The organism is Halostagnicola sp. A-GB9-2 (assembly GCF_030068615.1).
Lineage (GTDB): Archaea > Halobacteriota > Halobacteria > Halobacteriales > Natrialbaceae > Halostagnicola.
Genome location: NZ_JASJOC010000001.1, coordinates 99,809 through 116,305, shown reverse-complemented (window position 1 = coordinate 116,305; position 16,497 = coordinate 99,809). Strand labels below are relative to the sequence as shown.

The 16,497-nt window shown below is 54.5% G+C and carries 14 protein-coding genes, 1 tRNA gene and 4 pseudogenes; 8 read left to right on the top strand and 11 right to left on the bottom strand.

What is annotated here, in order from left to right; genetic code table 11:
• Nucleotides 1-9 precede the first annotated feature (9 nt).
• Nucleotides 10-996 carry a hypothetical protein gene (locus tag QNM96_RS00620; protein ID WP_283834069.1) on the top strand — a complete coding sequence of 329 codons (987 nt, stop codon included), beginning with the start codon at nucleotides 10-12 and terminating at the stop codon, nucleotides 994-996.
• Nucleotides 997-1,148: 152 nt separating this feature from the next.
• Here QNM96_RS00620 and QNM96_RS00615 read toward each other — a convergent pair whose 3' ends face one another.
• Nucleotides 1,149-1,541 carry a hypothetical protein gene (locus QNM96_RS00615; RefSeq protein WP_283834068.1) on the bottom strand — a complete coding sequence of 131 codons (393 nt, stop codon included), beginning with the start codon at nucleotides 1,539-1,541 and terminating at the stop codon, nucleotides 1,149-1,151.
• 243 nt (nucleotides 1,542-1,784) lie between these two features.
• Between QNM96_RS00615 and QNM96_RS00610 the strand changes: the two genes are divergently transcribed.
• Nucleotides 1,785-2,543, top strand: coding sequence for a glucose 1-dehydrogenase (locus QNM96_RS00610; RefSeq protein WP_283834067.1), 759 nt, complete (start codon nucleotides 1,785-1,787; stop codon nucleotides 2,541-2,543).
• On the opposite strand, the gene QNM96_RS00605 is transcribed toward QNM96_RS00610, so the two are convergent.
• The 3 genes from QNM96_RS00605 to QNM96_RS00595 all read right to left on the bottom strand — a co-directional run bounded on the left by QNM96_RS00605 (nucleotide 2,528) and on the right by QNM96_RS00595 (nucleotide 4,920).
• Nucleotides 2,528-3,064: a hypothetical protein gene (locus QNM96_RS00605; RefSeq protein ID WP_283834066.1), complete on the bottom strand. Its 537-nt coding sequence runs from the start codon at nucleotides 3,062-3,064 to the stop codon at nucleotides 2,528-2,530. The genes QNM96_RS00610 and QNM96_RS00605 overlap by 16 nt on opposite strands.
• 104 nt (nucleotides 3,065-3,168) lie before the next feature.
• Nucleotides 3,169-3,990 (bottom strand): methyltransferase domain-containing protein, encoded by an 822-nt coding sequence (locus QNM96_RS00600; protein WP_283834065.1) that lies wholly within the window; start codon nucleotides 3,988-3,990, stop codon nucleotides 3,169-3,171.
• 81 nt (nucleotides 3,991-4,071) lie between these two features.
• Nucleotides 4,072-4,920: a transcriptional regulator gene (locus QNM96_RS00595; protein WP_283834064.1), complete on the bottom strand. Its 849-nt coding sequence runs from the start codon at nucleotides 4,918-4,920 to the stop codon at nucleotides 4,072-4,074.
• A 205-nt stretch (nucleotides 4,921-5,125) separates the two neighbouring features.
• On the opposite strand from QNM96_RS00595, the pseudogene QNM96_RS22895 reads away from it, so the two are divergent.
• Both QNM96_RS22895 and QNM96_RS00590 read left to right on the top strand, forming a co-directional pair.
• Nucleotides 5,126-5,683 (top strand): annotated as a pseudogene (locus QNM96_RS22895) (hypothetical protein).
• 315 nt (nucleotides 5,684-5,998) lie between these two features.
• Entirely contained in the window at nucleotides 5,999-6,835 is an 837-nt protein-coding gene (locus QNM96_RS00590; protein ID WP_283834063.1) for an alpha/beta hydrolase, read from the top strand.
• 114 nt (nucleotides 6,836-6,949) lie between these two features.
• Here the strand turns inward: QNM96_RS00590 and QNM96_RS00585 are convergent, their stop codons facing one another.
• Together QNM96_RS00585 and QNM96_RS00580 are read right to left on the bottom strand one after the other, a co-directional pair.
• Nucleotides 6,950-7,747 (bottom strand): alpha/beta hydrolase, encoded by a 798-nt coding sequence (locus tag QNM96_RS00585; protein WP_283834062.1) that lies wholly within the window; start codon nucleotides 7,745-7,747, stop codon nucleotides 6,950-6,952.
• 393 nt (nucleotides 7,748-8,140) lie between these two features.
• Nucleotides 8,141-8,398, bottom strand: a pseudogene (locus tag QNM96_RS00580) (IS5/IS1182 family transposase); the annotation flags it as partial.
• Between the two features lie 350 nt (nucleotides 8,399-8,748).
• Between QNM96_RS00580 and QNM96_RS00575 the strand changes: the two are divergent.
• Nucleotides 8,749-9,752 (top strand): annotated as a pseudogene (locus QNM96_RS00575) (site-specific integrase).
• A 329-nt stretch (nucleotides 9,753-10,081) separates the two neighbouring features.
• On the opposite strand, the gene QNM96_RS00570 reads toward QNM96_RS00575, so the two are convergent.
• The 4 genes and pseudogenes from QNM96_RS00570 to QNM96_RS00555 all read right to left on the bottom strand — a co-directional run bounded on the left by QNM96_RS00570 (nucleotide 10,082) and on the right by QNM96_RS00555 (nucleotide 14,355).
• Complete coding sequence (locus QNM96_RS00570; protein ID WP_283834061.1) at nucleotides 10,082-11,851, bottom strand: hypothetical protein; 1,770 nt, start codon at nucleotides 11,849-11,851, stop codon at nucleotides 10,082-10,084.
• Nucleotides 11,844-13,112, bottom strand: coding sequence for an AAA family ATPase (locus QNM96_RS00565; RefSeq protein WP_283834060.1), 1,269 nt, complete (start codon nucleotides 13,110-13,112; stop codon nucleotides 11,844-11,846). The genes QNM96_RS00570 and QNM96_RS00565 overlap by 8 nt, the downstream gene beginning before the upstream one ends.
• Nucleotides 13,113-13,182: 70 nt before the next feature.
• Nucleotides 13,183-13,859: pseudogene (locus tag QNM96_RS00560) on the bottom strand (IS6 family transposase).
• 421 nt (nucleotides 13,860-14,280) lie between these two features.
• A tRNA-Arg gene (locus QNM96_RS00555) sits at nucleotides 14,281-14,355 on the bottom strand.
• 153 nt (nucleotides 14,356-14,508) lie between these two features.
• Here QNM96_RS00555 and QNM96_RS00550 point away from each other — a divergent pair.
• The 3 genes from QNM96_RS00550 to QNM96_RS00540 all read left to right on the top strand — a co-directional run bounded on the left by QNM96_RS00550 (nucleotide 14,509) and on the right by QNM96_RS00540 (nucleotide 16,107).
• Nucleotides 14,509-14,688, top strand: a complete 180-nt coding sequence (locus tag QNM96_RS00550) for a hypothetical protein (protein WP_345782507.1) — start codon at nucleotides 14,509-14,511, stop codon at nucleotides 14,686-14,688.
• A 95-nt stretch (nucleotides 14,689-14,783) separates the two neighbouring features.
• Nucleotides 14,784-15,635 (top strand): geranylgeranylglycerol-phosphate geranylgeranyltransferase, encoded by an 852-nt coding sequence (locus tag QNM96_RS00545; protein ID WP_283834058.1) that lies wholly within the window; start codon nucleotides 14,784-14,786, stop codon nucleotides 15,633-15,635.
• 61 nt (nucleotides 15,636-15,696) lie between these two features.
• Nucleotides 15,697-16,107 carry a CoA-binding protein gene (locus QNM96_RS00540; RefSeq protein WP_283834057.1) on the top strand — a complete coding sequence of 137 codons (411 nt, stop codon included), beginning with the start codon at nucleotides 15,697-15,699 and terminating at the stop codon, nucleotides 16,105-16,107.
• Between the two features lie 86 nt (nucleotides 16,108-16,193).
• Here QNM96_RS00540 and QNM96_RS00535 read toward each other — a convergent pair whose 3' ends face one another.
• Nucleotides 16,194-16,454, bottom strand: coding sequence for a hypothetical protein (locus QNM96_RS00535; protein WP_283834056.1), 261 nt, complete (start codon nucleotides 16,452-16,454; stop codon nucleotides 16,194-16,196).
• Between the last annotated feature and the right edge of the window lie 43 nt (nucleotides 16,455-16,497).

The window sequence follows — 16,497 nt, the reverse complement described above, 5'->3', positions numbered from 1 at the left end:
GAAAAGATAATGAGCAACGATATCGGCGATCGCCTCTCGGAACTGCTCTCCTCGTCACGGGACGAACTCGAGGCCGACGACGCTCTCGAGGACGTCCTCAATGTCCCGCTCGAGGAGCTCGGCGAACAGGACGAGCTGATCGAACCGGACGATTCGAGCCCGCTTCTCGAGAACGCCGCGGACGCGCGGGAGATCATCGAGACGAACGATCCGGAAGCGGTTCTCGAGGCGGTCGGGCTCGCCGAACTCCCCGACGGAAGCGAACCAGCATCGATTCCCGAAGCGATCGCGAAGGCTCCCGAAGACGAGCTTCGAAAACTCCACGCGCTGGTCACGCTGGCAACCGTCGCGGATCTCCTCGAGGAGAGTGGTGCCGATAGCGACAGTGATGAGGGCGAAGACGACCGGCGAGCGACACTCGAGGAGAACTTGCACGACCTCCGGCAAACGCTTCAAGTGGGCGGGGACGACAGTCAGCGAGACACTGAATCAGCACCAGATTCTGACGACGAATCAAGTACCGAGGTCGACTCCAAGGACGGGTCGGATGATGAGGTCGACTCCAAGGACGGGTCGAATGATGAGGTCGACTCAAACGGTGAGTCGGATGGGGAGGCCGACTCGAGTGATGAGACCGATTCGGAAGACGAGTCGATGCTCGGATCGACGCTCGAATCCGTCGCCGGAACCGATGTTGAGGGATTTAGCGACGAACTCGAATCGCTTCGGGATCGACTCGAGGGGCTTCGTGGCGGTGAGACAGACAGAAGCACCGACGAAGACGACGGCGACCGGGAAGCTGACGACGAGGAGGCCGAACGCGAGGAATCAGACCAGAAGGAGGACGAAGACGGGTTACTCGGCGGGGGGTTGGTTGGCGGCAGTGATGAGGACTCTTCTCCGGGTCGCTCGACAAGGCATTCGACGATGCCGTCCTCGGATCGGCCGGATATGAACGCCGTCGCTCGGCTGTCGACGATGCCGGATCGGAACTAAGATAAATTCGTCCGATTGGGGTTGGAATTAACTCAACTCGTCTGCTCATCTCCTGCTCGGCTGTCTCTTCGAGAACATATCGATACTGAGAGACGGAAAGTAGCGGTTAATGACAATACTACTCGCCATTTCTGCGAAGTTAGTCCGGAGCCTTACTGGTTTTTGAGCCACGACTCTGCCTCATCTCGATCGCTGAATATCCGCGATTTGTTCTCGTTGGAGCCGAACTCCTGGACGAGGTTTTCAACGGACATGTTTGCGACGACGCTTTCCGGCTGAATCACCGCGATAGTCGAGAGTGAGGTTTCGAACGCTCGAGGATGCCACTCTTCTTGTGTCCACTCCTGGTCCTCCTGGGTCACGGTCCCGAGATCCCGGAGATCGGCGAGCCAGTTCTCGGCTCGTTTTTCTTCGACTAACTCCAGACCCTTCTCGAGTCCCTCCCGGTATTGGTCACCTTTCGCGAAGTTGTGCCAGTCCATCACGACGGCATCGATCGTTGACTCCCATTCGATCGTCAGCGCATCTGATTCGTAATAACTCATACTCAAATAGTTGAGTTGAGTTCTACATAAGCGTTCTTGCCAAGTGTCAGGTATGCCAACCTGAATTTCACAAACGACTCAATGAGGTGTGTTTAGCGCTGACACCCTCACCTCTATTGTCATAGCAAATCACTAACTAAGGAAGAAATATCATCTATATAGATATGTATTATGTGGGTCATTTACATACAACTACGAACGCCAACCAGAATCGCTATCTGTTGTGGGCCGAAGCGATAGTCTATGAAGCTAGTCGAAAACGACGTTGCAGTCATTACGGGTGCAGCATCCGGAATCGGTCGAACGACGGCGAAGGTCTTCGCCAACCACGGGGCGTCGGTCGTGGTCGCGGACGTGGACGAAGAAGGCGGTGCGAAAACAGTGGCCGATATCACAGAGAACGGCGGCGAGGCGACGTTCGTCCGAACGGATATTTCCGATTCCGACGATGCAAAGCGGATGATCGAAACCGCTGTCAGCGAGTACGGGGGATTGGACGTGCTCTTCAACAACGCGGCGATTGAAGGCCCCGTTGCGCGACTCGGAGAGTACGACAACGACGCCTTCGAGCAAGTGATCGACGTCAACCTGAAGGGCGTCTGGTACGGCATGAAATACGGAATCGAAGCAATGCTTGCGGACGACGGCGGCTCGATCATCAGCGCCTCCTCGATCGGCGGCGAAGTCGCCGTTCCCCAGTACAGCGGCTACGGTGCCGCGAAGGCGGCTGTCGGCCAACTGACGAAGTACGCCGCACTCGAGTACGCGGAGGACGGGATCCGCGCGAACGCGGTCGCGCCGGGAATCGTCCGAACTGAGATGATCGAACGGACGGTCGAGGAACACCCAGAAATGGAAGCGCAGTTCCTCGAGACGGAACCGATGCCCGGACTGGCCGACCCCGAGGAGATCGCGAACGCCGTTCTGTTCCTCGGATCGGACATGTCCTCTCGAGTCACGGGAGTTACCCTCCCCGTCGAAGGCGGCTATCTCGCGCAGTAGGCACCCTCGATTCCGCTCGAAGTGGGGCTCCTTTTCTTTCCGAGCGCGCTCGGTGCGGCGGGACTGGATATCGGGCTCGCACTGATCTCGCTCGCGTACTCGGCGGGAACCGCCCCGTCAGTTCTCGGCGGTGACGTCGCGGTTGTCGGCGGCTCATCGGAGTTCTCGGCCTTTTCGGGTGTTGTTTCAGGCGTTCCTCGAGCGCCGCCCCAATCGGGAGACGGCGCTGGGGATCGTCGATCGCCACGGGCGACCGGGACGATCTGTAGCGAGACGGCCTGACTCCCGACTTCGGGGTCGGGCGTCGAAGACGGTCGCGTTCGCGTCGGTTCGGTCGGCTCGATCCCGTATTTCGTCTCGAGGTGACGTTCGAACCACTCCCGTTCGTGCGTGAACTGTTCGGTCCCCGTTAAGTTCCAGACGTCGGCGTCTTCGACCGGCGGTCCGGCCCAGTGCGACCAGATCATGTTGTAGAGCCACAGCAACACGCTGATTCCGACGAGGTACGCGCCGAAGAACATGGGAGAGACGTACTCGATGAGTGACGTGAATAACTCGTCCGATGCGTTCTAAAACGACAGACGAAGTTTGCAGAAGCGATCCGGCTCGCTCACTAGACGATCAGCTAACAGCAAACGGTGTACGATTCCATGGGAAAGACGACCCCATCATCGTCAGTGTACCCTTCGAGTTCGTCAGCGACATCCTGAACGAGAGCATCTCGGATCTCCTGTTCTACGGTTCTGATCGACTCGGCCAACGGCGAACTGGCAACTTCCCGGCGAACGAACTCCTCGATCGAGGGATACCGGACCGAACCGATTTCAATGGTGATCGACACGTCATCGAAACCCGCCTTACGGACGAGCGTTCGAAGGTAGTCCATATCCCACGTCGGAAACGGGGACCGCATCATTACTCCCGCCTCGTCGCCGACATGGCGCTCCAGAGCATCAGCCAACGCGACGTACCCAGGCTGATAGGTCAGCGGTCTCCAGACGCTACTGAGTGCCTGCCCGCCTGGAGCGAGTACACGGCGTATCTCCCCGAGCGCCGTTTCGGGGTCGTCGAAGAACTGGATCGCCTGTTGGCAGACGGCGACGTCGAAGCCTCCGTCGGAAAACGGAAGGTCGGTCACGTCACCCTGGTGCCACTCGATTTCGGAATGAGAATCAGCGGCTGTTTGTTCTGCCACCTCGAGCATCCCCTCGTTGATGTCGATTCCGGTCACGGATCCAGAATCGCCGACGCTGTGGACTGCGTGGCGTGCCACGACCCCGGTCCCGCAGGCGACGTCGAGCACCCGATCGCCCTCCCGTACAGTGGCGCGCTCGAGTAGTCGTTCCGTCCACGGCACGAAAATCGCCGGGACGAGGTACTGTTCGTAGGCTTCGGGGGCACTTCGGTCGAGTTGCCAGCCGGTTGAGTGGTGTGCGTGTTCGTCCATGATTTACCACGAACGCGACTACGCCGCGAGCTAGCGTATAACTCTCGAGTGAAACGATTTCACGCGGTGAACGCCGGACCGTTAGCGCGATTTCGACTCAGAATTCGGCGACGAGGGTGGCAAGTCCACGGAACGAAGGTCCTCCGCGTCGTCGAGCGGCTGAGCCTCCGTGCGGTACCGTTCGATGATCGATTCCCCCCACTCGTACGCTCTCGCCGTGTCCGTATCCACGAGCGACCGTAACGTGCCCGTGTCCGGTTCGTAACAACAGATACTGAGGCGGGTGTCGGAGAGACAGATACCACACCACTCGCTGCTGGGGAGATCGTCGTGCAAGTAGACGGTGTGGGTATCCAGCTCGACTGCCTCGCAAACCACCTCCGAATTCCAGTTCAGAATCGCTTCGAACACGTGGGGCGGATAGATCATCTCGACTTCCAATCCATCGAACACGCGGTCGAAGAAGTCCTCGAGGACGCTCGCTTTTAAAAGCACCATCCCGAAACCCCGAATCGTCTCCGTTTCCTCGAGCAGGTGTTCGTTCCGCTCGAGGGGTTCGTAGGGATACCCCGGTCCCGGATACGAGACCACTGCATCGGTGAGCAAATCTACGCAGAATCCGTCGAGTTCGTAAGGCAACCACGGTGAGATATCCCGGAGCCGACGCTCAAGTGCCATCGCCTCAAGGAACTCCGCCAACCGATCGGCGACGAACTCGCCCGAACCAGTCAGTCGGTACGTGTGCCCCTCTCGTTCGATCCAGCGGCGAGTTTCGAAGTCGGAGAGAATTCGACCCATAGTCGGTGAGGACGCCCCCGTCGTTTCGCGCAGCTCGTTCCGGTCACGAGGGTGCTCCATCAGCGCGTTCAACACCCCGACGCGATGGCTCGAGCTGACGAGGAACTCGACATCCTCGAGTGCTTTAGCCATGTTCATGGTACTTGCTGACACGCAATAATCTTCTCGGCGATTTCGTATCGACGTTCCTCACAGTCACTTGACTTTGGTGCTCAAAAACTATGGCCGCTACAGGCTCCAGTTCAACTGTCGAACGAATCGACCTTTCAAGCGTGAGGCGTCCGAATTCGAGGGGTTGAAAACAGTGGTTCCAACGGGGTCCGCGTGGGAATGACCAATGAGTCTCGAACCCACCGAACCGACCGCGCACTCGAACTGTACATCGCTGACCGCGAAAACAGCGTCACCCAAGCAACCATCTACTCCCATCGCTCACGACTGGGTCATTTCATCAGGTAGTCTAACGACGAAGAGATAACGAACCTGAATGAGCTGTCCGGACGACAGCTGTGGAGCACACTCGACCGTCGGCGACTGATGAGCACGGCCGAGAGCCGCTAATTGCGACATTCCAGGGGCATGCTCATACGACTACGTTGCGCGGTGACTGCTATCGGTACACAAGGCCTTGTGTAGTAACCGGTGAGTGTCCACATGGCCGTGAGATCGAACAATGTGATCAACAGCGTATGACGGAGCTTTTGAATGCCCGTCTGTGGAGAGCCCTCATGCACTTCGTAGAGGAGGAATCACTCACGCACTTCAAGAGGGATGGCCGATGAAGGCAGTTGAGGATCGTGCGAATGTTTCAGAAACGGTACTTTCAATGCACTACGATTCACGTTCAGAGAAAGAGAAAATGGAACAGCGGAGGGACTACTTAGACGATCTCTGAGCATATTGTGGCACGCAGATGGAACTAATAGGGATTAGCAAAAGAACTCCTACACTCGTCCGTATTCTACCTGGAACCTATTAGAATGTCTATTCGAGAGACACGCGCTTATTCATTAACCCAGACTCGAACAGATCAGAATCAACTCGTCCATTGCAGCGTCTCTTACCCGTTTGCGACGGAAATAGCGCTAACCGTCTTCGGAATGAGAACCGTTAACTTTCACCATGGTCTAAGGGCGGTGAGCGTTCTTCGGTTCGGCGGGCAGTCACTGTGTACTGTGCCGACGAGTTCTCACCGAAATAAGGCCCAGTCATGACAAAAGCAACAACACCAGATACCGGTCAGGAAATGGAAACGATCACGTCAGCAGATGGGACTGAGATCGCATTCGAACGGACGGGGAGTGGGCCACCGCTTGTGCTCATCACCGGGGGAGCTACCAATGACCATACACGATGGGAACAGGCTGGCGTCCGCCCTACCTTCGCGGAACACTGTACGGTCTATGCGATGGATGGCCGTGGACGCGGCGAAAGCGGCGACGCCGACGAGTACGCCCTTGAACGCGAGGTCGAGGACGTGACCGCAGTCGTCGATGCGGTTGACGGTCCAGTAACGCTCCTTGGTCACTCCGTCGGCGCTCTCTACCCGCTGGAGGCGGCCCTGCGAACTGACAATCTCGGCAAACTGATTCTATACGAACCCCCCATCGCAGTCGGCGACCATGAACTCGGCGTGGAAGAGGTGGTCACGGAAATCGAGACGCTGCTTAACGATGGCGAGAAGGAGCAGGCGCTCGTTCTGTTCTTGCAAGCAGTCGGCGGACTGTCCCCGGAAGAACTCGACGCGCTCTGCTCGGCCCCAACCTGGCAGGATCGAGTGGACGTCGCCCACATAATACCCCGCGGATTACAAGCGGCCGACGAGTACGAGTTCGATGCCTCTCGGTTCGCCGGCCTAACCACGCCGACCTTGTTATTGTCCGGCAGCGAGAGCCCCCCGCTCTACAAAGACGGGATAGAGGCGCTCAACAAAGCACTCCCGAACAGCCGGATCGTTACCTTCGATGGGCATGCACACGTTGCGATTCTCACCGCGACAGACCGCTTCATCGACGAGGTGCTTGCGTTCACCCGTGAATCGAACTAACGAATCGAGTATTCGTTTCGGCTGCGGTTCGTATACACTCCACCCGAACTGGCAGTTTGACTCAGATTCTATGAACAATCCAACTTGCCGTGATGACTCCAGGGTGCGCATCGCTCACAGCGAGTCTACGAACCGGCCCAGTACTCGATTGAATCGCTCGGGCTCCTCAAACGGCGGGCAGTGGCCACTCGCCTCGAAGGGTTCTACTCTCGCGTTGGGAACGAGTTCCGCGACGTTTCGAACGGCGTCGACTGAGCCTCTCGTTTCGGCGGTGCCGGCACAGACCAGCATCGGGACATCCATCTCAGGGAGGACGGATCGATAGTCTCGGGTGTGCGTGTCGAACAGGATGGCGCTCTGGATTGGGGGTGGTGTCCGGGTGATTTCGTCGTACTGTAACGTTTTCGCTTCAGCCGTTGGTTCGGCGAAGACCTGTTCCGTGAATCGGTCGACGAGACCGAGCTGGTCGGACTGGGCCAGTTCGAGCAGGCTCTGAATGTCCCCTAGCCGAGCGAGCCCGTAGTCGTAGTCGTCCCACTGGAACCGGGTGGCTTCGATGTCGACATTGACCAATCCACGAATCCGGTCAGTACCAAACTGATCCACGTAGTCCCACGAGACGAATGCACCCATTGACCAACCGACGATGGTGACGTCCTTGAGGTCTAGCTGTTTGACGAACGCGTGGAGATCTCGGGCATATTGAGGGACCGTGTGGCCGAGTTCCGTCTTCTCCGACCGGCCGTGCCCCCTGAAATCGAATGCAATCGTCCGATAGTCGTCCGAGAGCCCGGCCAACTGCGGCTCGAAGAACCGGAGACCGTGCAACACACCGTGAAGGAACAGGATCGGCTCGCCCTCGCCGCGGTCTTCGTAGTAGAGGTCAGCCCCCTCACACTGGATGTACGGCATCGTTCATACTTCGGACCGTGTATCGATAACGGTTCGTGATGAATACAAACTATATTTCGGTCACGCCAATTTCAGTCGGTCAAGGATCTTCCACAGTGTTTCTCCGCGCACCTCGAAGGTCCATTACTTGGCAGTCCCGACCGCTGAAAGTAGTACGAGTTCAGGATCAAAGAGGCCACCTAAGACACTGTCAAAGGAAGACACCCACCGGCATCGCATCAAATACTCCGAACGCTCTTCTAAAGCAGATTGTTGGTAGAGAGTCTTCGGGTGGTTTCAGCAGATCGGATAGCGTCTGAAATAGGGATCGATTCGTCGATCAGAGCGGCAATAGAACCGATTTTCTGCCTACTACTGACCAGTCCTTCGGTCACCAACAATCTCCGTAACAAGAGCGTTACACAACGTTGACGGTGCAGGGAATTCGGTGAGGTTGATTGCGTTCCGAATGCGAGACATATCAATAAGTTTGTCGAGGAGTGTTCGATTGGTCGTGTTCTTCCGAACGTTGAGACACAGGAGAACGATGTGCTGATGAAGCGTGTAGCGTTGTTTCGAGAACTTCAAGGAGTATTGAGCCACGGCCCGTTGCGCTAACTGAAATACTTCCTCGACAAATCGGAGCAACCGAGACTTTAGGAGGGTCTGCATCTACTCAAACTACCGACTAAATCTGTAACTCACTACGAATTTCAACAGAGCCGAAAATCTCTAACGATAATCGTACGTCAATCGGCGATCGATTTTCTCGGCTGCAATCAGTTCGGATGTGCGCGGATTTCCGTGACACCGACTTGCTTGTTCGGCCATCGAACGAAAGCAACGAACCGGCACGTTCGACCGACAACCTCCGTGCTGTCCGGCGATTATTCTACCTCAAATGAATGGGCGCTGCAGGCTCTAGTTCGAGTGTCGAACGAATCGACCTTTCAGGTGTGAGGCGGCCGAAATAGGCCGTCTCAAAACGGTGTTTCTGACGGGGGCTCGCGTGGAGACGACCAATGAGTCTCGAACCAATCACCCCCGAAAACGCACTCGAACTGTACTTAGCCGACCGTGAAAACAGTGTAACCCAAGCGACGATCTATTCACACCGTTCACGACTTGGCCACTTCATCCGGTGGTGCAACGAGGAAGAAATCGAGAACCCGAACAAGCTGTCCGGCCGCCAGCTTCACGAGTTCCGCATCTGGCGACGCGTCGAAGGCGACCTTGCACCAGCTACTGAAAAGACACAGATGGACACGAGTCTTCATCAAGTGGCTAGAATCTATCGATAGCGTCGAACAGGATTTGCACACGAAGGTGCTGTCACCGACGCTGACCGGGAACGACAAGATCCGAGACTAATGCTGGACTCCGAACGCGCTGGACAAATCTTGGACTATCTCCAACCCCATGAATACGCATCACGACCGCATGTGGCGCTGAAGTTGATGTGGGACACGATGATACGGGTCGGTGCAGTTCACCCCCTTGATTGTGCGGACTATGATTCTGCGAATTAGTCACTCGAAGGAGTCCACCGATCAGAGACAGGACTCCATTGAAGAACGGTGAAACAGGCCAGCGATTCGTCGCACTCTCGGAAGATGTCTGTGAGGTGCTGGACGACTGGATCGAACATCGACGACTTGCAGTTATCGATGAACACGGCCGAGAACCGCTCGTGACAACGTCGGAAGGGCGCTCTCACACGACGACTCTTCGTGGAGACTGCTATCGGTACACCCGGCCGTATGTCCCGACGAGAGAATTCCCACACGGGCGTGATATCAAGGCGTGTTCAGCGGCGGACTACGACGGCGCTTCGGAGTGTCCGTCCTCTGTGAGTCCTCATGCCCTCCGTCGGGGCGGCATTACACACGCGCTCTCGAAAGACTGGCCAATGAACGCGGTTGGGGATCGGGCGAACGTCTCTGAGACGGTGCTGGAAATGCACTCCGATTCCCGCTCGGAAGAGGAGAAAATGGAACAGCGGGGAGAGTATCTAGACGATCTCTAATTCGATTCAGACGGATCAACCTAGGGAAATCAGAATCCTCTACCAATCGTTCCACGTGTTACTTTTTCGTTTTATTTTGAGTGACAGAATGAATTAGTTAACACAAGGAATTAGAAGAAAAATTCAAACACGTGGTGAATGGAGTTAATTCAACTGTCTGATGCAATCCAACATGTGGTTTGGTTGCCATCAGATTTTGTTTATTTGTTGTTAGTTTCAGATCGAGAAACGCCTAACATATATTATTATGAAAGTACATATAATTCACTATTGGATGACCATAACAAAGCGATAGGTTGCCGAAAGGGCGTGCTCAATCGGCTAATTATCTACTCCCACTTTTCAATACCTATCGTTTCAGACTCAATCTGTTTGATTTCACCACTCACGACCTCCAAGTGGTAGAAACGGAGACAGTCTTCTTCACCATCATCAGTTTCAATGGTTGAGAAAATCGGTAATACGACATCTGCCCACTCAGAATTTGCATTTGATTGCTTTTTGATCTGTTTGTATACTGGATTGGTTAACTCTCCGATTCGGCGTTGAACATAACTATAACTAGGAACAGAGACCCCCGTATCAGCCACGTATTCCTGAACGTCCCTATAGTATATTCCGCTGAGAGGATGTGAAAACGTATCATTCTCTAAGATATCCGAAAGAGAGGTGTCGTTCAACCCGCTCATCGCAAGACGACCGTTCTGTACTTCACGGGCCAACTCCGTCTGTAGCGTAGATGCACCAAGAGCCTCTTCCAAATATTCCTTCACACAGATCTCATACTGTTCTGTACTGAAGTCCACAGGAGAAATTACATTAATTACTTTCCCACTTGGATCGATTTTCCGACTCTGAGGTTTCGTTTCCGGGCAAATAAATGTCATTACATCAATGCCAAGAACAGCTGAGTAACGGTACATCTGCTTCCGGTTTGCTAAATTCCTAGTTGGATCTCGACCGTCGGAATAATATTTTGTATCCAAAATTGCAATATTCTCTCCGTTCTTCTGAAGAATATGATCTGGTTCAATATTAGTCCGTATATTGTTGAACGGTGAATATGATGGCTTATCTAAAATCTCGATATCTAACTCCTCATCTAAAGATTGTTCCGTGATTTTCGCCGCCTGTTCCTCTAATACAAGTTGGGAATAATCCTCAAAGAGCGAGTTCATATTGATCAAATAATCCATCGTGAGCTGTTCATCACCCCCGCTTAATGGGCGACCCATCGCCGAAGAGAGAATCGTCTTCGAGATTTCGATCGCCTCCCCGTAATAGCCGCGCTGTGGCGGCAGCATCCCAACCGTTATTCCTCGATATGTTTCTATTTCTGACTCTTTACTCGAAATGTTTCGCTCTTCCAGTTCCTCAACCTTGTCACGGAGATCGGAGAAAATGCTATAGTATCCTTGGTGAACGTCTGCGGGTGCATTTTGTCGGAATAAGGTGAGAAGATACTTTCCGGCCGCATGGAGTAAACTGTTTACAGGAATATTATAGTCTGTTTCTTTTGTAATAAAATGCTGTTTTGGGGTTCCGGACTTGTAATTCCAGATGCTCCTCTTGATATCGATTCGTCCGTGTGCATCAACAGCATCCACACGGCGGCTTTCAAAACTCCGTATCAATCCCCTTCGAAAAATCGGTTCAAGATTTCGGATATAATTCGCAGCGACAATAAGATAAATATCATTTAAATCTTTGTCCTCAGCGAGGAAGTTCTCGATTGGGACACCATGATAGTCGAATGTACGCTTGTACCGTCTTACTTTGAAGAAGACGTTCGAAACCTGCTCCCAATCAATCTTCGGTTCAATCTCCAGTGATGAAGAAGGAGTGAGTGGTGTAATTCCGACATGGTCACGAGCCTCAATTTCGACTTCGCTTGAACTCTCATCAATCGTGGCAGTAGCAACGACTGGATTATCTTCGTCAAACCTGGATTGTCGGCGTTTCTCGAATGTGTTCGGACCGGTTGACTCGAATGCTGCTTCTTCGAGTTGCTTTGCCACTAAATCAGGGTCTTCAACTTCATGTGTATAGCTTCCGTGCTCGGAGATACTGAGCGTGGACGGAAGATTGGCACTACTCATTGATTCCTAACTGTTGTCGGGTATTCTGCTGTCGGCGTTCAACCAAGTCAATAGCGGGAGAGAGATCAAAGTCAAATCTACTATTCAAATCTGTATAATGGTCGTGAATACGAGCCATTTGGTCGTACGAGGCTGTGTTGAGCAGCCGCGGAATAATATAGGTCCGGTACGCCTGTCCGACAGCCTCGTACGGTCTTTGTTCGTAACGCCCGTCCTCCATACAGGTGGCTTCTAAGAAAGAGAGTACGTCCCTGTAATGCATCGGCCCAAACTGCTGGATGGGTGTTCGTGTGTCGCCATCACGGTTGTTGAGCTGATCATGATCTCGTTCAAATAATTTTCGTAACATTTTACCATTGATCGGCAAATCCATCGACTCAATCCAATCATTGAACAGTTGCTGTCGTCCCTCATCTGTGAAGTGGTCAACGTCTACCATGGCGAAGCGGCGGGTGATCGCATCATCCAGTTCGTTGACTGTCCGGTCAGAGATATTCATTGTACAGATAATATTCACATTATTATCTAATTGAATGCTATTCTGATCATCAACTTCAAAGATTGTCTGCTGTGGATTTTCGATCGCAGAGTATAATGGTCCAAAGATCCGCGAAATATCGGCGCGTGTAATCTCATCCAAGATCACGGTATAGGTGTAGCCCTCATCACAGATTTTTCGCGCTTGGTCAACCGCCTGTGTAACTGCACCCAGCCGCTTGTGATAGCTCAGCCCTTCTTCTTTGTCGGTGAGCTTTGGTTCAATTCGGCCGATGATATCTTCGGCCGTCCAGGATGGTGTTGCAGTGTGTATTTCGTATCCAATATTGTTTTTGTGTTCATTCGCAAGCTGCTTGGCGAACGTCGTTTTCCCGGTTCCTGTAGGTCCATAGAGGACAACCGGTTTGCCTGCTTCGAGCGCGCCAAACGCATTATCTTGTACGTCTTGTGGAACGCGGATGTTCTGCGGCGTATCATCAGCGCGAAAGTGGATTGCCTTCTTGTGTTCTGGGTTACAATCTGAAAACAGGACAGCTTGCCTGATCTCGCCTAACCCATCTTCATGGTGAGTGTCTAAGGGTTGTGTGTATTCATCCTCGTCAAGGAACTTGACGATGCGATCGCTGGTCAAAAAATGGATGACGTCGGCATTTTCTGCGTTTTGGGCCGTACGAACCGCATCATCGTAGTGGCGGTAGAGTGTTGGTGCTTTGTCTTTCGCATCTTTGAGAGAAATAGACTGAGATCCTCGGCCTGAAGACATTGTGTATGAATATTATATTGAGTGACAATAAATCATCTGATCAAATTAGAATTAGTAGATAGGGCACTGTCTAGTTTAGCACCTCGTCAGCTGGTGTTCGTCCATCGAGCGATTGATGGGGTCTTTGATGGTTGTAGTAATGAACGAACTGTTCAATCCATTCGCGTGCGCTCGCCCGACTGCCCACCCACGAGTTATGGAAACGGTCAAGTCTCATTTTGAGCGTGTGAAACCACTTTTCGATGAGGTTTCGATCGGTATAGTCAACCCGACCGTTCAATCCGAGTCGAGCGAGGGTAGTCCGATACCCAAACTGATCGACGAGAAATAACGCCTCGGAGAAATCGTATTTCTCGCGGAGTCCATGCAGGAACACAGCTGCCAGATCGGTGCCGTGGCGTCCGAACAACTGGGCATCAAGAATTAACTTCGTGTCAAGGTCTATTGCAGCGTATAACCGAGATCATTCGCCGTTGATCTTGACAGCAGTCTCATCAACCGCGACCCGCGACGGCAAAGCCGTCGCGGGTCTGGAACGCTGTCAGCCAGCCGATGTATTCAATTCCAAACCACTCCATGAGAGCGTTTAGCGCCTAATTCGGCGAGAACCGTTGTTGTCTCCTGAAGCGAACATCCAGTTGCGTGGAGGCGGACGGCGAACGCCCTAACGGGCGTCGCCGTCCGCTCGTTCTCCCAAGCTTCTTCTAAATCCGCGTCGTAGCTCTCACTGATCAGGTCTGAGAGCATTTGTCCAAATCAACTAACGACCTGCTCACTTCTCAAACTGACTCAATTAGGCAGTGCCCTTTATATTCATTCTCCGAACACAATTTACACATCCATCCTAACGGTCGTGACCTGACTATGAATGTCATAATACCTATATCTAATCATAGGTAGCTGACGCACAGGGTTCTGTGGGTGCGCAAACCATTGGCTCTTGGCTAATCGCACGACCGAATCAATCCCCGTTATGGATAATCACGAACTCTAGCGCGCAGATGGGGTTGAATTTATAAGTAACCCTCCGCTGTCCTGTGATTCTAAGCGTGGTGAATCAGGATAGGCGCTACAGGATTTGAACCACGGTCGCAACGAAGTTGCTCCCTGATTCAAATCCTTCGCGGTCCAGTATCTGTCGCTCACGGATTTGTTCGCGACAGAAATATGGGCGCTGCAGGATTTGAACCCGCGACGGTTTGGTCCGAAGCCAAGCACTCTGTCCAGACTGAGCTAAGCGCCCTCACCTGTTTGTTCCCGACGGCTCCGTATAAGTTACTCGATTTGAACCGGCCTCGAGCACTCCCCGACCACCCCGAAGTATCGGTAGTTCTCAGTCGGTGAAAATTTTCAGACGGGTCATTAGCGAGGCGTTCGAAGACAGGGACGAGTCATGATGACGAACGAACCCTCCATCCCAGATGCGGATGAGCTCGCCAGCGATGTCCTCGAGTTGTTGACCGACGAAGACGAGACCTGGACCGCAGTGCCGGGACGATCCAACGACGACGAGAACGAGGGGCAGTGGATCTCCGTGGCACCCGATTCGCTCTGTGATCTCGAGAATTGGCAGTGAGTGGGAGCCATTCCTCGGCGGGCGACCAGTGAGTGGATAGCGACCGGCGAGGCGGTATCGGATTGTTTATCTCCCGGGCCTGACCATCCCGGGATATGACAGCGGTGGAGACGACACGTGGGTTACTCGAGCTAACGCGTCCCGTGAACGTGATCGCGGCCAGCGTGCTCACGTTTATCGGTGCGTTCGTCGCGGGTGGGATGACCGGAGAGCCGATAGCGGTCGCCGCGGCCGTCGGGGCGACCGCATTGGCCGTCGGTGCCGGCAACGCGATAAACGATTACTTCGACAGGGAAATCGACCGGATCAACCAGCCCGAGCGGGCGATTCCACGAGGCGCGGTGAGTCCACGCGGAGCGTTGATCTTCAGTATCGTGTTGTTCGTGGTTGCGGTCGGGTTAGCGCTGTTGCTCCCGCCGCTCGCGATTGCCATCGCAGGGATAAATCTGCTCGCGTTGGTCGCGTACACGGAAGTGTTCAAGGGGCTGCCGGGTATCGGCAACGCGCTCGTCGCTTACCTCGTCGGAAGCACGTTTTTGTTCGGGAGTGCGGCGGTCGGCGATATCGAGTCGGCGATAGTGCTCTTCGTGCTCGCGGCGATCGCGACCCTGACGAGAGAGATCGTCAAAGACGTCGAGGACATCGAGGGTGATCGAGCCGAAGGGCTGAACACGTTGCCGATCGCGGTCGGCGAACGACGGGCATTGTTGATCTCGCTCGGGTTACTCATAATTGGTATTCTCGCGAGTCCGCTCCCGTATCTGCTGGGATACTTCGGGGTCGCCTACCTCGTCGTCGTAATTCCGGCGGACCTGTTCATGCTTTATGCCGGCGTGAAGAGCTTCGAGGACCCGACGAGCGGCCAATCGTCGCTTAAATACGGAATGTTCCTCGCCGCGTTGGCCTTTATCGTCGGGCGCGCAGACGAGTTGTTGACCGTCTTCTGAAAAAGAGCCGCCCGGACGACAGTCCCACAGACGTTTACTAACGGGGGTTCTACACCGATGTATGCCAGTCGAGACTGACGAAGAACTTCGGACTATTCTCGAGAACGAGTCTATCGCCGTCGTCGGCTGCTCGAGTTCGCCGGGCAAGGCGGCTCACGACGTGCCGGCGTATTTGCTCGAGCACGGCTACGACGTCCACCCGATCAACCCGTTTGCCGAAGAGATATTCGACCGCCCTGTAGCCGATTCGCTGGCCGGCCTCGAGTCGGAAATCGACGTCGTCTGCGTCTTTCGACCGAGCGACGAGGTCGACGGAATCGTCGACGAGGTCCTCGAACGCGATGACGTCGACGCGGTCTGGACGCAGTTAGGAATTAGCGACGACGACGCCGCGGCCCGCGTCGAAGATGCTGGCAGGCAGGTCGTCCAGGACCGGTGTATGAAAGTGGAGCACCGGCGGCTCCTCGAGTAGCTTCGAAATCGATCGTCTCCGCTCAGCGGGAGCAGTGTGATCGACCGCGGTCCTCGGCGCTCGTGCAGGTAGTTTCGGTAGCTGGGTCATTCGCCGCCTTCGTCGTCGCCGTCTGTGCCATCACCGGCTCCACCGTTGTCATCTTCCGCATCATCTCCTGTGCCATCGTCGTCGTTGACCGCGCCGTCGTCGTCTGCTTCGTCCTCCTCGCGCTCTTGGCCGTTTCCAGTCCCTTCTTCGGATTCAGGCTCTTCGTCGCCGCCACAGCCGGCGACGAGCGCTATCGTCGCCGACGCGCCGGTGATTCGGAGGACGGTCCGTCGCGCCCACGTGCGTTCGGTTGCCATACGTCGAGAACATCGCGAGCGCGAATAAGTGACCAGCAGACAC

Bases quoted from the DNA above. Each gene is read 5' to 3' on its own strand.
- QNM96_RS00600 (WP_283834065.1), bottom strand. From the start codon at position 3,990: ATGGACGAACACGCACACCACTCAACCGGCTGGCAACTCGACCGAAGT.
- QNM96_RS00535 (WP_283834056.1), bottom strand. From the start codon at position 16,454: ATGGCAACCGAACGCACGTGGGCGCGACGGACCGTCCTCCGAATCACC.
- QNM96_RS00590 (WP_283834063.1), top strand. From the start codon at position 5,999: ATGACAAAAGCAACAACACCAGATACCGGTCAGGAAATGGAAACGATC.
- QNM96_RS00540 (WP_283834057.1), top strand. From the start codon at position 15,697: ATGCCAGTCGAGACTGACGAAGAACTTCGGACTATTCTCGAGAACGAG.
- QNM96_RS00615 (WP_283834068.1), bottom strand. From the start codon at position 1,541: ATGAGTTATTACGAATCAGATGCGCTGACGATCGAATGGGAGTCAACG.
- QNM96_RS00585 (WP_283834062.1), bottom strand. From the start codon at position 7,747: ATGCCGTACATCCAGTGTGAGGGGGCTGACCTCTACTACGAAGACCGC.
- QNM96_RS00550 (WP_345782507.1), top strand. From the start codon at position 14,509: ATGACGAACGAACCCTCCATCCCAGATGCGGATGAGCTCGCCAGCGAT.
- QNM96_RS00605 (WP_283834066.1), bottom strand. From the start codon at position 3,064: ATGTTCTTCGGCGCGTACCTCGTCGGAATCAGCGTGTTGCTGTGGCTC.
- QNM96_RS00545 (WP_283834058.1), top strand. From the start codon at position 14,784: ATGACAGCGGTGGAGACGACACGTGGGTTACTCGAGCTAACGCGTCCC.
- QNM96_RS00565 (WP_283834060.1), bottom strand. From the start codon at position 13,112: ATGTCTTCAGGCCGAGGATCTCAGTCTATTTCTCTCAAAGATGCGAAA.
- QNM96_RS00595 (WP_283834064.1), bottom strand. From the start codon at position 4,920: ATGGCTAAAGCACTCGAGGATGTCGAGTTCCTCGTCAGCTCGAGCCAT.
- QNM96_RS00570 (WP_283834061.1), bottom strand. From the start codon at position 11,851: ATGAGTAGTGCCAATCTTCCGTCCACGCTCAGTATCTCCGAGCACGGA.
- QNM96_RS00610 (WP_283834067.1), top strand. From the start codon at position 1,785: ATGAAGCTAGTCGAAAACGACGTTGCAGTCATTACGGGTGCAGCATCC.
- QNM96_RS00620 (WP_283834069.1), top strand. From the start codon at position 10: ATGAGCAACGATATCGGCGATCGCCTCTCGGAACTGCTCTCCTCGTCA.